A 14,322-nucleotide genomic window follows, 5' to 3' on the forward strand; every position below is an offset into this window, starting at 1 on the left:
ATTTTACATCATTTTCATAAATGTTTTCATCAACCAATTGGCATCAGAACTAACCAATTTATCAAGTGTTTTATCCGCTTTGGATGCAAACAGTTGTATATCTTTGATAACATTTAGAAACGCTTCTTTGTCAGCACTATTGCCTTCAATATCACTCACATCGTCTAAAACTTTTAGGACAGGTTCCAATTCTTTCTTTTTGCGATGTGTGATAATCTGACGAACAACATTCCACATATCTTTTTCACCAATAAAGTACTCCCTACGTTCACCAGGCTTTAATTCTTTAAACACAAGTCCCCAATCAATCAACGCACGGATATTCATATTAGCATTTCCTCTAGAAATTTTAAGCTTGTCCATAATGTCATCTGCGCAAAGAGGTTCGGCAGATATCAATAAAAGCGCATGCACCTGAGCCATAGTGCGGTTAATCCCCCAATTAGAGCCTAAAGTGCCCCATGCTTGTATAAATCGTTGTTTTGCTTCGTCTAATTCCATGCCTTAAATATACATCAAAAAATTAATTTTCAAAATTTTTTGAAAGTATAATAAGTAGAAGTTCATCAATCGCCAAGTAAATCTAGAGCACATTAAATACTCTATAATGGAAATGTACTTAAGAAAGTGGCATTAAACCATAATTTTGACCTTTTTTTTGAGAATCAAGAAAAACCTTAGCTGTTGTTTGGATCGTTTCTTCCATTGGAATAAAATCATATCCAAAATCTTCTACAATCTTTTCATTATGATAATAGTAAGTAGATTGAGAGGTGCGAGCAGTTTCCCTAGTTAATAGTGGCTGGGTACGAAATAGTTTGGAACGCAACCATTCAGCGCGCCAAAGCAAGTTTACCATCCATGGTGCCGCAGCTTGATTGGGAGCAGGTTGGTCGAGGGCTTGTGCCGTTTGACTAAAAAACTTTTGGTACGACCAGTTAGCACTATTGACAATATAACGTTGCCCTGAAACCGTACTTTCCATAAGCATAATAGCAGCTTTGGCCACATCTCGAACATCAACAAAACCCGTACGACCTTTGGGATAGTATTTGAACCCTTTGGCTACTCGTTGAATTAGCTTACAGGAACCTTGATCCCAATGCCCTGCGCCAATAATGACAGAAGGATTAAGTATGGCGATGTTAAGCCCCTCTTGCATTCCTCGCCAGACCTCACACTCTGCTTTGAACTTGCTAATGGCATAATTTGAATTTTCCTTAGAATTTTCCCACTGTGCCTCTTCATTGATATGCGGTTGAAATTCTTTTCTCCCCAAAGCAGCAATAGAACTAATGTGTACAAATTTTTCGATGCCTTTGTAGATCGCTGTATTAACCATATTAGCGGTTCCTTCAACATTGACCTTAAGCATAAAAGCTGCTTCTTGTGGATTAAAAGAAACAACCGCTGCAGCATGATAAACCTGTTGAACCCCCGTCATAGCGCTCTCCAAAAAAGGTGTATCTAAGATATCTCCTTCTAGCCATTCAATTTGATTTTGGATATCTTTAACTAAATCCATCGAACTTGTTTTTCGTTTGATCGCTTTAACTTGATAACCTTTTTGTACTAAGTAGTGTAGAAGATAAGCACCCAAAAAACCTGTTCCTCCTGTAACTAATACGTGTTTGTTTGTCATTGTTCTATATGTTCCTGTACCCAATAGTCTATTATATGTCAATAGTAAGAAATTAACTCAGCTTGATTTTTTAGGAGTTCATTACTCTTTGAATTCAGTTGTTGTGTGGTTCATCTAAGAGGTTAATATTAAACAATTGTTCTCACAATAAAAAAATAATGAGAAAAGCTAATGGCTTTCTTCAAAGAATTCTTATTTTATGACTGTTGTTTTATAATAAAAACGTTAATGAATCGTGCATTTAATATAAAACAAAGCTCCTTTAAAATATGTTCCTTGTTTTGAAAACATTTCGTTTCTTGATAAATGCTATTTTTTAGCCATACAAATTAATTCGTGATAATGTCTAATATACACAAGACATGTCTTTGTATATCCAATTATTTTGCTTAGCAACAGCACATCATTTGACCAAGAACCCAAACTTAAAACTACTAAAAAAATAATCACTTAATATGGAAATCCGTAATTTTCAAAAGACCAAAGTTTTGGCAACCGTAGGACCTTCTTCTAACAACTACAGTACTTTGTTGGGATTGGTACAAGCAGGAGTAGATGCTTTTCGCTTGAATTTTTCTCATGGAACACATGAAGGTCATTTAAAAGTGTTTGAATACATTCAATACATCAATAAAAAATACAAAACGAACATCTCTATCTTAGCCGACTTGCAAGGTCCAAAACTTCGAGTAGGGGAAATAGAAAATGGTAAAATGCCCTTAAAAAAAGGTGATATTTTGACTTTTGTTAATGAACCTTGTATTGGCAATAGTGAAAAAATTTATATGAGTTACGAGCAATTTGCTCAGGATGTAAAAGTTGGTGAAAAGGTATTGGTGGATGATGGTAATGTGCAGTTGTTGGTAAAGGAAACGAATGGCGTTAATGAGGTAAAACTAGAAGTTCTATATGGCGAATTTTTATCTTCTAGAAAAGGTGTGAATTTACCTCAAACCAATGTTAGTCTACCTTCATTAACTGAAAAGGATTTGAGAGATTTGGATTTTATCTTAGACCATGATTTTAACTGGATTGCCTTGTCTTTTGTTCGTTCTCCTAAGGATATTCACGATTTGCGTAAGCGCATTCAAGACAGAAAATCAAGGGTGAAAATTATTGCTAAAATAGAAAAACCTGAGGCAATTGATAACATTGATGATATTATTGATGCCACGGATGGGGTAATGGTAGCTCGGGGCGATTTAGGTGTAGAGGTGCCCATGCAGCGATTGCCCATGCTACAAAAAATGATTGTTGAAAAATGCATCAAAAAGGCAAAACCAGTTATTGTCGCTACTCAGATGATGGATTCAATGATCAAAAATCCAACACCTACCCGTGCCGAAATTATAGATGTTGCCAATGCTGTCATTGATGGTGCGGATGTGGTTATGTTGAGTGGCGAAACAGCAATGGGTATTCACCCCGTAAAGGTTGTAGAGGCAATGAATGATATTATTGCAGAGGCGGAAAAAATGGATAGTATTTATTACAAGCACTTGACGCCTTCTGAAAAATCAGATTCTTTCTTGTCGGACGCTATTTGTTATAACTCTTGTCGAATTGCTCGTCAAGTAGATGCTAAATGTATTATTGGTATGACCAAATCGGGCTATACGGCATTTATGGTTTCCAGTTACCGACCTAAACAGAGTATTTTTATCTTTTCATCGGATGAAAATATGTTGAACACCTTGAGTTTGGTATGGGGCATTCGCTGTTTCTATTATGATAAATACACAAGTACAGACGACACGATAAAAGATGTTCAAAATCTCTTGGTAGAAAGTGGGCACCTCAAAACGGGAGATGTTGTTATCAATACAGGCTCAATGCCACTTCATGAACGAAAGAAAACCAATATGCTAAAAGTTTCTGTTATTGAGTAGTTGAGGTGTTATGATGACTTTGTAGCGGGGTGTTTGGAATATGATGTTCCATTTTTTGAAGCCTTCATCGCAGATTTTAAGTGAAAATACAAACAATTTAAAAACCATTTTACTATGAAAAGAGGAGACAAAGGACCTGAAGTTAGAATACTTCAATATAAATTGAGAAAGGTGCTGAACAGAAGCCTTTCTATTGATGGAGATTATGGTCCCTCTACCGAAGCTGCTGTTCGTTTGTTTCAATCTTTATATGATTTGGTGGTAGATGGGCATGCTGGTCCCAAAACCAATGCAAAATTGGATGTCGTTTACAGAGCTATGTTCAATAAAAATTCTGATTTGTTGCATTTTGGCAAACGGCGCTTTGTCGTATTTGTAGATGCAGGGCATGGAGGTATTGATGAAAATGGAAAATACGTTACGCCAGGTAAACGAGCGTATCATAAGGGCGAAAAAATGCACGAACGAGGGCATTACTACGAAGGGTATGAAAATCGTTTGATTGCAGAATCATTTATAGAGGCTTGTACCGATGCAGGAATTATGTGTGTACGCACCTATCATCCTTACAAAGACACTTCTTTGTCTCAACGAACAGAAATTGTTCGTAGTTGGCTGCGTAGAGGTTATTACGGTTATCTGCATTCTTTTCATTCAAACGCTATCTCTAGTAGCAATACGCCTGCTAAGTTGGATGCGACGCGTGGGTTTATGATTTTCAATACGAGAGGTAATAACTTTTCTGATAAAATTGCAACCCAACATTTTGAAAATGTTCAGGCTGCTATAGGAAAAAGTAATTGGAAGTATCGAGCGCAGACTAGAGGAGATGGAGATGTTGATTTTGAAGTGAATTTTCAAATTTTGAGAGAAACAGATTTGCAAGAATTCAATTGGTTTGGGGCTATCTTAGAAGAATGGGGCTTCCATACGTCTAAAACAGATGCCAATTTTATTATCAAACCAGAAAATAGAAAAAAACGAGTAGCGGCTAGTCTAAAAACAGCAAAATGGGTGAAAAAAGAATTGAATAAAATTATTAATCCTTGATAAATTACGCAGATGATTACCTCTAAAATAGAGCTGCTTCATACTACTATAGAGCTAGCAATTGAGGCGTTAAAGCCAACTAGTAGCCAACAATTAAGACCTGGAAACTGGAAAATTGTTTACCAAGAAGTAGAAGTGCAAATAGTGGCAGACAATAGTGTCAATCCTGACTTTCCAAGTTTGATTTTATACTTTGTTTTGTTTGAACTTCCAAAAGAAAATAGAGGGGCTTGTTTGGAAGAATTGATGCAGGCACATTTTCATGGATTGAGTAAATATGCCTTGTTCCAAGATTTTTTAATGCAAATAATGGACTTTCCACATACCGATAATTTAACGGTTGATCATATCAAGGAGGCGATAGAGCTTTATACCAAACACATTGCAGCGATGCGTATAGATTTGTACCAGCGCCATTTTGCTGAATAGGCAACCTCAATTAAAACCAAGAAAATATTAGAGTACGTTTAGATGCTATCTTCAGGCTTTTGTGACTTGAACATAGCATCTAAATAGGTTTTCATCAATGAAAAACTAGAAGAACTTGTTGATTGATAGGGTTACTTTTTTCCCAATTGCATAAAGTCTTCAACCTTGGAGGTGTATTTTACTTGTAAATTGCCATTGGTATCGCTGTAAATAAAGTAAGCCTCTAATTCAGGCAGCTCATTTGCCAACTCAAATGCTTTTTCTAAGCCCATAACCATAAATGCTGTTGCAAAAGCATCTGCTGTGGCGCAATTGCTAGCAAAAACAGAAGCACTGAGCAATTGATTTTTTTCAGGATATCCCGTTTTGGGGTTGATGGTATGAGCATATTTCATACCTGTATTTTTGTCTTCATAATAATTCTCATAGTTACCAGAAGTAGCCAGCGATAGATCGTCTAGTTGAACAGCAACTTGTAACTCTTTGGTGGAGCTATTTTCTCTTGGGCTACGAATGCCTGTACGCCAAGGAAAACCACTAATAGTAGTTCCTCTAGCACGAACTTCACCACCTATTTCAACAAAATAATTATCAATTCCTAAGCTCTCTAATAATAAACCCACTTGATCAACAGCATCGCCTTTGGCTATTGCACTAAAGTCTAATTCTAAACCTTCTATATTTTTGGTGAATAACAATTGATTAGTCGCAGCCTTTTGCACTTTTATAGAGTCAAACTGCACCAAACTCAACAAGTTTTTAATGGTAGAAGAATTGGTTTGCGCCACCATCTTTTTTTCCTTGTATCCAAACCCCCAATAATTGACCAAAGGCATAACAGTAGGGTTGAACCACCCATCAGATTGTTGGTATATTTGCTGAGCTAGGGCATAATTTCGAGCAAAATGCCCATCTTGAGCAACGTACAAGGAATCTTTTTCATGGTTGAGAATAGAAATTTCAGAGGTCTTAATATAAGTTGAAACAGCATTGTTAATATCAATCAGCAAGTCACTAAGTTGTTGAGAAAAGTCCATTCCTGTACTATCTAAATAGGCAATAGATAAGGTAGTACCCATTGTTTCACCAACAAATTGTTCTTTCTTTAATTTTGATTCTTGCTCTGAGGTTGGATTAGTGGAAAGACAGGCTCCTAATAAACTAGATAGAAGAAGTATGAAAAGTAAACGCATGGTGAATGTGTTGATTAAAATGTTAAGACTAAGTAATCGTTCAAAAAAATAACAAAAAATGGGATTATTTTTCTGACCTCTTACTTAATAGGTAGAAAAGGCAGTAGTAAAGTTTTGAGAAATCTTATCTTTTATGATTGTTGGGCTATCATTGCTAAACGAAATGCCATTAAATAAAGCTAAGTAATCCAAACGTAGACGAATGGGGATATTAGCACCATCTTGTGCTGTTACCGCATACGGCAATTCTATTGGAATATAATCAAAAAAGTCAAAGCTTAATTTTGTATTGGTGTTGGGTTGTTCGACCACTATCTTAGCTGTTAGATAATTCATAGACGTAGAATCATACATATATCTGATAGCTGTAGTCGACAAAGGATGATTGGCTTCACTAACCAACGATGGATTGGTTGCTCGAATGGCATCAGGAATGCCCAACTTAAAACGAATGCGGTCAAAATCTCCTAACTCTGTCCATCCAGCAATGTTATAAGCATATTCTTCTAAGGTGCTGATAAAAAAATTATCTTCCACATAAATGGGGGTACTATTGGCATTAAAAAAGGGAGCTGTTTCAGGAGATTTTATTTCCTCGTTGGTACCCGATTTGACCAAGTGTACTTCCCCCGCCAAAAGGTTCATGGTGCTTAAATAAAAAGGCTCGTTGTTGGCATCATAGAGCCAGTTGCCAAATTTTAGAGTATCGTTAGGAAGCGAACTGGCAAAATGTTGCATTTGCAAAATTAACTGGTAATACTGGCAAGCATCATTTTTATCCTCATCGGCTTCGGGATTAAAATTAACAGCTCTCGGGTGCATACATCCATCTACTTTTTTGGTACAAGCAGAAATGCTGATTGCAACGAAAAATAAGAGACACAGAAAAATTTTCATAAATATTATTTTATAGTACTTCTTGAGGTTTTAGTAACCCACTAATTACTTTGAGAATGCTGTGTATAGATTGCTATTGTTTTACGATTTTGATGGTTCAAGGGTAAATAAATTACAAAAATCAATAAAATCTACAATGATTTCTAGCGTTTCCATAGGCGCTTCAAACATCCCCATATGACCAATGTTTTCTAAAATATGAACACTAGCTATGGAAGGCAAACTCAATTGATTTAAACTATGTTCAGTCGCAATGGCATTATCCAGTGTTCCTACTATAAATAACGTAGGGCAGGCTAAATTGGTTAAGACATCAGTTCGGTCAGAACGATCAATCATGGCATGAGAAGCGGCAATAACGGCATCCGAATGGTGCATACTGGTTTTGTGAATTAATTCCTCTATAAATAGCTTGTTATTGTCAACAAACTTGGGAGGAAATAGGTTGCGGACAAAATGTCCCGCAAAAGGAGCAATACCATGCCGTTCTATAAAACCAATTGTTTTGAGCCTATTTTCTGTTTTAGAAGGAGAATCTTTATAGGGGTGAGAATGAAAGAGTCCCAATCCGATTAATATTTGGGGAGCCTTTTGAGCAATGGATAAACCAACATATCCTCCCATAGAATGCCCAATTAAGGCGCATGAGTTTGTGTTCTCCGCACTTAAAACAGCCAGCACGGCATCAGCCATTCCATCAATACTTGTATCCTTCAAAAGATCAGAGTTGCCAAAGCCAGATAAATCAATCGTCAAAATGGTGTATTTTTTTGACAAAAGAGGCACAAAGTCTGCCCACATCGTACTATCTTCGCAAAAGCCATGAAGCAAAACAAGTGTTTGTCCTTGTCCTACTTTTTGGTAAGCAACTTTTGAGTTGTTATAAAAAATATGCATATATATATTGTTGGTTGATTTTTTTTAGTATTATCACAAGTTGATGTTATCAGAAATCAAATTGCTGTTTTTTATCCTGCAAATTGAATGGTGATACTAATTATTCGCTAGGAATAATTCTGTACTTGTTTAGCACAAAAAACGACAATATTATTGCTTTTGCGAAAAACTGACAAAAAATTAAATTAATAAGACATGGGATTGCAAAAAATAGCAGCCGTACTTTTCTTATGCTTTTGGTCTGTTATAACCATAGCACAAATAACTTTTCCTAGGAATGGGGTTTATGATGAGCAAGAAGGGCATTATGCCTTTACCAATGCAACTATTTACGTGACACCAGAAAAGAAACTAGAAAAGGCGACATTATTGATCAAAAAGGGAAAAATAGTTGGTGTAGGCACCAACCTAACAATTCCTGTTGATGCCGTAACAATTGATTTGAGAGGAAAGTTTATTTATCCTTCTTTTATTGAGTTATCTAGCAATTACGGTATGCCAAAACCTGTTGGGACAAAATCGAAATCTAGTGCCCCTCAAATGCTTTCTAACAAAGAAGGAGCTTATAGTTGGAACGAGGCATTGAAACCAGAACAAGATGCAACCGCTTTGTTTTCGGTTGATAAAAAAGCTGCTGAAACCCTACGCAAATTAGGCTTTGGGACAGTGTTAACTCATCAGATGGATGGCATGGCACGAGGCACTTCTGCCTTGGTCTTGTTAGGAGAAGAAAATGAACACGATATGATTCTTAAAGGAAAAGCTAGTGCTCATTATTCTTTTTCGAAAGGAACTTCTAAGCAAAATTATCCAAGTTCTAGAATGGGGGCTGTTGCCTTGTTACGACAAACATATTACGATGGAAAATGGTACGCAGAGCGAGAAAGCAACGAATCCTATAATATTTCTCTAGAATATTGGAACAAAATTCAAGATGTACCTCAGTTTTTTGAATTGGGCAATCGGTTGGATTTATTGCGTGCTGATAAATTGGGCGATGAATTTGGAGTGCAATATATTTTTAGAGGTGGTGGCGATGAGTTTTTGCGTTTGGATGCCATCAAAAAAACAAATGGAGCGCTTGTTATTCCAATGCATTTTCCAAAGGCTTATGATGTGAGTGATCCTTACGATGCAGAAGAGGTAAGTCTAACGCAAATGAAATATTGGGAATTGGCACCCACGAACCCTGCGCGATTGGCAGCGGCAGAAATCCCTTTTGCCATAACATCTAGACTGAATAAAGATAAAAAGGATTTTTGGAAACAAGTTCGCAAGGCTTATCAGCATGGTTTATCAGAAAAAGACCTATTAAAAGCTTTGACAACAACACCAGCTAAGTTAATCAGAGCAGATCAATGGATTGGCACACTGGAACAAGGCAAATTGGCAAATTTTATCATTACTTCTGATAATGTATTGAATGAGAAAGTAGTCTTATATCACAACTGGGTAAAGGGCAAGCCATATATAGTAAAAGATTTAAACGCTGTTGATATTCGAGGAAAATATCAATTATCTATTGATAATAAAACCTTTCAATTAGAAGTAAAAGGAACCGAGGCAGCTCCTGAACTGTACTGGACGAATACAAAGGATACGAGCAAACAACATAAAATTAAACACAACCTAATCAACAATACTATTTCATTTGCTTTTGTTCCAGAGAAAGATACAACAAAGAAAAGTTTAAAAATTTATCGTCTTTCTGGTAAAGCAGAATTAAATAAATGGGCAGGACAAGCGACAAAGTTTGATGGAACATGGATTTCATGGACAGCGACTCGAACAGGATCTGTGCCGTCTGATTCCTCCAAATTACCAGAACTAGTCAATTTAGATGAATTAGGAGAGGTGCTGTATCCTTGGTCTCCTTATGGATACACCAAAGCTAATTTGCCTAAAAAAGAAACAGTTCTAATTAAAAATGTTACGGTTTGGACAGGGGAGAAAAAAGGAAATTTAGAAGCAACTGATGTCTTAATAGAAGATGGAAAAATTGCCAGAATTGGTAAAAAACTATCTATAACAGGAGCAAAAGTAATTGATGGAACAGGAAAGCATTTGACAGCAGGGATTATTGATGAGCATTCACACATTTGTATTAGTTATGGTGTTAACGAAGGAACGCAAGCCAGTTCTGCCGAAGTACGTATTGGAGATGTAATTAATTCGGAAGATGTTAATATGTATCGTCAGTTAGCTGGCGGCGTAACAGGTGCCCAATTATTGCATGGTTCTGCTAATCCAATTGGTGGACAATCGGCAATTATTAAGTTCCGTTGGGGGAGTTTACCAGAGGCAATCAAATACAAAGGAGCAGATGGGTTTATCAAATTTGCTTTGGGAGAAAATGTTAAGCAATCGAATTGGGGACCTCATGCAAGAGTACGTTTCCCCCAAACTCGTATGGGAGTCGAACAAGTATATGAAGATCATTTTACTAGAGCGGCAGAATATGGAGCAGCGATTGCTGCTGGTAAAACCGTTCGCAAAGATTTGGAGCTAGATGCAATTTTAGAAATTATCAACAGCAAGCGTTTTATTTCCTGTCATTCTTATGTACAAAGTGAAATTACAATGTTGATGCGCATCGCAGAAAAGCACAAATTTACTTTAAATACGTTTACACATATCTTAGAAGGGTACAAAATTGCAGACAAAATGAAAGCACATGGAGCAGGAGCTTCTACGTTTTCGGATTGGTGGGCTTACAAATATGAGGTAATTGATGCAATCCCTTACAATGCTAAGATTTTAGATGATATGGGAATTGTGGTTGCAATTAATTCTGATGATGCAGAAATGGGACGCCGCTTGAATCAAGAAGCTGCTAAAGGCGTAAAATATGGTGGAATGTCTGAGACAGCTGCGTGGAATATGGTGACGCACAATCCTGCAAAATTATTGCATCTAGATGATAAAGTAGGTTCTATTAAGGTCGGTAAATCGGCAGATGTTGTTCTTTGGTCGCACAACCCTTTGTCTGTTTATGCTAAAGCAGAAAAGACGTTTGTAGATGGTGTTTGTCTATTCGATAAGCAGAAGGATGAAGAAAAGCGATTAGCGATAAAATTAGAACGCAACCGATTGATTCAGAAAATGTTGAATGCCAAAGAAAAAGGAGTACCAACACAACCAGCTATTTTTATTCCTAAACAGCATTATCACTGTGGAGATGCAGATTGTAATAAGTTTATAGATTTTAATGTGGATGTAAATGGAACGGAATAGGAGTACCACCGAATTTTTAACAAAAACAAAATCAGATGAACTACTATAGTCTTTTTATCAGTTTTTTATGTATTGGCTTGTCGAATGTTTTTGGACAAAATGTATCGGGAAGTTTTGTACATGATGGTTTGACTCGGAGTTATACGCTTTATATTCCAGCCAATTATACAACGGCAAATGCGCATCCTATTGTTTTTAATTTGCACGGTTATACTTCTAATGGTAATGCGCAAGCAAATTTGACAAAAATGAATGCCATTGCAGATACAGCAGGTTTTATAGTCGCTTATCCCGAAGGAACCTTAGATAATTCTTCTCAACCATATTGGAATGCTGGTTATGGGACAGGGGTTGATGATATAGGGTTTATTGATGCTTTGATTGATACAATAGCAGCTAGTTATACGGTTGATTTGCAGCGAGTGTATTCTACAGGGCTGTCAAATGGCGCTATAATGAGCAATACATTGGCTTGTGAGCTAAATCATCGAATTGCGGCAATAGCAGGAGTCGCAGGGACAATGAGTGCAACGCAATATGCAGCCTGTACGCCTGCCAATAAAATTCCAGTTTTGCACATTCATGGAACGTCAGATGCGGTGGTGCCCTATAACGGGAATGGAGCATTAATTGGTGTAAATACTCTAGTAGAACACTGGCGAACACACAATGGTCTCACAACGGCTGTTTCGTCAACGGCTTTTCCGAATACAAATTTATTTGATGGCTCAACAGCAGATAAGAGGCGTTATGAAACAGGATCAAATTATCCTGTACACTTAATTCGAGTCAATAACGGAGGGCATAGTTGGCCAGGTTCAGGGGTAATTGTTAGTGGAAATACCAACATGGATTTTGATGCAAGTGTAGAAATCTGGCAATTTTTTAGCCCGTATCGTTTGATTACTTCGGTGCAGAGCGTGAAAGAGGAGCCTGCTAATTGGTTTCAAATAACAAGTTCAAATCCTGTTGAAAATGAATTGAGTTGGAGTACAACCACAACAGAACCGTATACAATAACAATTTACAATATTTTAGGTAACCCGTTGAAAAGCCAAGTATTTGCAGGTGATAAAACAGGAACGATTCCAACGATGCACTTACCTTCAGGAGCTTATTTAGCAGTTTACAAGACTAATAATAAGGTGCAAACCTTGAAATTTATAAAAGCATAAAACAGACAAAATGAAACTTATCTTTAGTCTACTTATAATATGGGGCATTGCGACACTAAATGTTGTGGCTCAAAAAAATACCTCAACATCATTTTTATATACTAATGTAACCATTCATATTGGCAATGGAAAAGTAATTGAGAATGGACAAATTGGTGTAACAAACGGAAAAATTGATTTGGTAGAAACGATGGATGCCAAGCCAAGTAGTAAATATGATCGCACAATAGATGGAAACGGGCAGCACGTTTATCCAGGGTTTATTGCTCCTAACACTCGTTTAGGCTTGGAAGAAATCCAAGCTGTTCGTTCAACGATAGATTATCGTGAAGTGGGTAATTTTAATCCTAATATTCGTTCTATTATCGCTTATAATACCGATTCTAAAGTAGTGCCAACGGTTCGTTCCAATGGGGTCTTATTGGCACAAATTGTACCAGAAGGAGGGCGTATTTCTGGGCAGTCTTCTATTGTCTACACACAGGGAGATAACTGGGAAGATGCTACCCTTGCTTTTGATAATTGCGTGCATTTGCGTTGGCCGAATCGAGTTCGTTACACAGGATGGTGGGCGCAAAGAGGACGAACAGAAATGAACAAGGATTACAACAATGGTATGACAGCTACCCGTGTTTATTTTGATGCAGCACAAGCTTATGCACAAAAAACTAGTGTGGAGCAAAAGAATTTGAAGTTTGAAACAATGAAGGCTTTGTTTCAAAAGAAGAAAAAATTAATTGTACATGCTGATGATGCGAAGTCTATGATGGATGCAATTAACCTTTTGCAACCTTATGGGGTCGATTTGGTGATTCAAGGAGGAATAGAAGCTTGGAAGATTGTTGATTTCTTAAAGGAGAAAAATGTGCCTGTTATTTTGGATGATGTACAACAATTACCTCGTAGAGATGATTCGGATATAGATCAACCTTTTAAGACACCAGCAGTATTGCAAGCAAAAGGCGTTAAATTTGCCTTTTCTCTCAATAGACAAGGGAGTTGGAATGTTCGCAATCTTATGTTTCAAGCTGGACAGGCTATTGGGCATGGTTTGGACCAAGAAGCTGCACTAAGCGCATTAACTTTGAATACAGCTGAAATCTTAGGAATTGCAGATCGTGTAGGAAGTTTAGAAACGGGAAAAGATGCTACATTTATAGTTTCAGAAGGCGATGCACTTGATATGCGTACTTCTGTTATAACAGCTGCTTTTATGGCAGGAAATGCAGTAGATTTAGGCAATAAACAAAAGGATTTGTACAATAAGTACATGGAAAAATACGATCTTAAAAAAGAAGAGTAAGCCCTTCTTTTTAGAAGATAAAAGCCTCAGAGTGATAGATTCGCTTTGAGGCTTTTTTTTGAGGCAACCACCAAACTACTATAATAAAACGGTTGAAAAAAACGGTTTTATATAGAATTCTTTAGTTCTTCTAAGAATCCTCGAATGTTTTGCAGGCTTTGGATAGTTTCTTTTTTCTTTTCGTGGAGAGGGCGTTTTTTTAGCTCTTTTTTAGCGCCAGAAATAGTGAATCCTCTTTCTTTTATCAAATGATGTATTTGCAACAACAATTCTTTTTGTTCTGAATTATAAACCAATTGCCCTTCTGCATTGAGTGAAGGACTTAATTTAAAGCTTTTATTCCAAGATTGGAGTGTTTTTTCACTAACACTCAAACCAATTGCCAATTGATGTAGTGTTGACATAGCTATATATTTCTGCTTACTTAAAAATAATTTGTTTTTAGCATCTAAGTAATCGTTCAAAAAAAATAACAAGTAAAACAGCCTTCCTTTTTCTTCTTTGATTAGCAAAAAATAATCCCATTTTTTGTTCTTATTTTTTCTGACCTCTTACTTATTATAAAAAAAACCTTCCAAGCCAAAGCTTAGAAGGTTGTACCTATATTCTATAT

The 14,322-nt window shown here is 36.7% G+C and carries 12 protein-coding genes; 6 read left to right on the top strand and 6 right to left on the bottom strand.

Annotated features, from left to right (window positions below; translation table 11 throughout):
* Positions 1 to 3: 3 nt before the first annotated feature.
* Positions 4 to 501 (bottom strand): GbsR/MarR family transcriptional regulator, encoded by a 498-nt coding sequence (locus QP953_RS02450; protein ID WP_052597874.1) that lies wholly within the window; start codon positions 499 to 501, stop codon positions 4 to 6.
* Positions 502 to 619: 118 nt separating this feature from the next.
* Positions 620 to 1,642 carry an NAD-dependent epimerase/dehydratase family protein gene (locus QP953_RS02455; protein ID WP_052597875.1) on the bottom strand — a complete coding sequence of 341 codons (1,023 nt, stop codon included), beginning with the start codon at positions 1,640 to 1,642 and terminating at the stop codon, positions 620 to 622.
* 455 nt (positions 1,643 to 2,097) lie between these two features.
* Here QP953_RS02455 and pyk point away from each other — a divergent pair, with 455 nt between their 5' ends.
* The 3 genes from pyk (at position 2,098) to QP953_RS02470 (ending at position 5,010) form a co-directional block, all read left to right on the top strand.
* On the top strand, positions 2,098 to 3,531 hold the full coding sequence (pyk, locus tag QP953_RS02460; RefSeq protein WP_052597876.1) for a pyruvate kinase: 1,434 nt from the start codon (positions 2,098 to 2,100) through the stop codon (positions 3,529 to 3,531).
* Positions 3,532 to 3,645: 114 nt separating this feature from the next.
* Entirely contained in the window at positions 3,646 to 4,581 is a 936-nt protein-coding gene (locus QP953_RS02465) for an N-acetylmuramoyl-L-alanine amidase (RefSeq protein ID WP_052597877.1), read from the top strand.
* Between the two features lie 12 nt (positions 4,582 to 4,593).
* On the top strand, positions 4,594 to 5,010 hold the full coding sequence (locus QP953_RS02470) for a hypothetical protein (RefSeq protein WP_052597878.1): 417 nt from the start codon (positions 4,594 to 4,596) through the stop codon (positions 5,008 to 5,010).
* A gap of 131 nt (positions 5,011 to 5,141) precedes the next feature.
* Here QP953_RS02470 and QP953_RS02475 read toward each other — a convergent pair whose 3' ends face one another.
* The 3 genes from QP953_RS02475 to QP953_RS02485 all read right to left on the bottom strand — a co-directional run bounded on the left by QP953_RS02475 (position 5,142) and on the right by QP953_RS02485 (position 7,997).
* Complete coding sequence (locus tag QP953_RS02475; RefSeq protein ID WP_309553849.1) at positions 5,142 to 6,203, bottom strand: FAD:protein FMN transferase; 1,062 nt, start codon at positions 6,201 to 6,203, stop codon at positions 5,142 to 5,144.
* Between the two features lie 84 nt (positions 6,204 to 6,287).
* On the bottom strand, positions 6,288 to 7,100 hold the full coding sequence (locus QP953_RS02480; protein ID WP_052597880.1) for a hypothetical protein: 813 nt from the start codon (positions 7,098 to 7,100) through the stop codon (positions 6,288 to 6,290).
* An 81-nt stretch (positions 7,101 to 7,181) separates the two neighbouring features.
* On the bottom strand, positions 7,182 to 7,997 hold the full coding sequence (locus tag QP953_RS02485; RefSeq protein ID WP_309553850.1) for an alpha/beta fold hydrolase: 816 nt from the start codon (positions 7,995 to 7,997) through the stop codon (positions 7,182 to 7,184).
* Positions 7,998 to 8,192: 195 nt separating this feature from the next.
* On the opposite strand from QP953_RS02485, the gene QP953_RS02490 reads away from it, so the two are divergent.
* Genes QP953_RS02490 through QP953_RS02500 form a run of 3 tightly spaced genes read left to right on the top strand, consistent with a single transcriptional unit; the run spans position 8,193 to position 13,709 of the window.
* Positions 8,193 to 11,231, top strand: a complete 3,039-nt coding sequence (locus tag QP953_RS02490; RefSeq protein WP_309553851.1) for an amidohydrolase family protein — start codon at positions 8,193 to 8,195, stop codon at positions 11,229 to 11,231.
* Positions 11,232 to 11,266: 35 nt separating this feature from the next.
* Complete coding sequence (locus QP953_RS02495) at positions 11,267 to 12,406, top strand: PHB depolymerase family esterase (RefSeq protein WP_309553852.1); 1,140 nt, start codon at positions 11,267 to 11,269, stop codon at positions 12,404 to 12,406.
* A gap of 10 nt (positions 12,407 to 12,416) precedes the next feature.
* Entirely contained in the window at positions 12,417 to 13,709 is a 1,293-nt protein-coding gene (locus tag QP953_RS02500; protein ID WP_052597884.1) for an amidohydrolase family protein, read from the top strand.
* 107 nt (positions 13,710 to 13,816) lie between these two features.
* Here the strand turns inward: QP953_RS02500 and QP953_RS02505 are convergent, their stop codons facing one another.
* Positions 13,817 to 14,113, bottom strand: a complete 297-nt coding sequence (locus QP953_RS02505; protein WP_052597885.1) for a MerR family transcriptional regulator — start codon at positions 14,111 to 14,113, stop codon at positions 13,817 to 13,819.
* Between the last annotated feature and the right edge of the window lie 209 nt (positions 14,114 to 14,322).

The organism is Aureispira sp. CCB-E (assembly GCF_031326345.1).
Lineage (GTDB): Bacteria > Bacteroidota > Bacteroidia > Chitinophagales > Saprospiraceae > Aureispira.

Excerpts from the sequence above, each read along its gene's own strand:
- pyk (WP_052597876.1), top strand. The coding sequence starts at position 2,098 with ATGGAAATCCGTAATTTTCAAAAGACCAAAGTTTTGGCAACCGTAGGA.
- QP953_RS02475 (WP_309553849.1), bottom strand. The coding sequence starts at position 6,203 with ATGCGTTTACTTTTCATACTTCTTCTATCTAGTTTATTAGGAGCCTGT.
- QP953_RS02490 (WP_309553851.1), top strand. The coding sequence starts at position 8,193 with ATGGGATTGCAAAAAATAGCAGCCGTACTTTTCTTATGCTTTTGGTCT.
- QP953_RS02505 (WP_052597885.1), bottom strand. The coding sequence starts at position 14,113 with ATGTCAACACTACATCAATTGGCAATTGGTTTGAGTGTTAGTGAAAAA.
- QP953_RS02480 (WP_052597880.1), bottom strand. The coding sequence starts at position 7,100 with ATGAAAATTTTTCTGTGTCTCTTATTTTTCGTTGCAATCAGCATTTCT.
- QP953_RS02465 (WP_052597877.1), top strand. The coding sequence starts at position 3,646 with ATGAAAAGAGGAGACAAAGGACCTGAAGTTAGAATACTTCAATATAAA.
- QP953_RS02455 (WP_052597875.1), bottom strand. The coding sequence starts at position 1,642 with ATGACAAACAAACACGTATTAGTTACAGGAGGAACAGGTTTTTTGGGT.
- QP953_RS02470 (WP_052597878.1), top strand. The coding sequence starts at position 4,594 with ATGATTACCTCTAAAATAGAGCTGCTTCATACTACTATAGAGCTAGCA.
- QP953_RS02485 (WP_309553850.1), bottom strand. The coding sequence starts at position 7,997 with ATGCATATTTTTTATAACAACTCAAAAGTTGCTTACCAAAAAGTAGGA.
- QP953_RS02450 (WP_052597874.1), bottom strand. The coding sequence starts at position 501 with ATGGAATTAGACGAAGCAAAACAACGATTTATACAAGCATGGGGCACT.
- QP953_RS02495 (WP_309553852.1), top strand. The coding sequence starts at position 11,267 with ATGAACTACTATAGTCTTTTTATCAGTTTTTTATGTATTGGCTTGTCG.
- QP953_RS02500 (WP_052597884.1), top strand. The coding sequence starts at position 12,417 with ATGAAACTTATCTTTAGTCTACTTATAATATGGGGCATTGCGACACTA.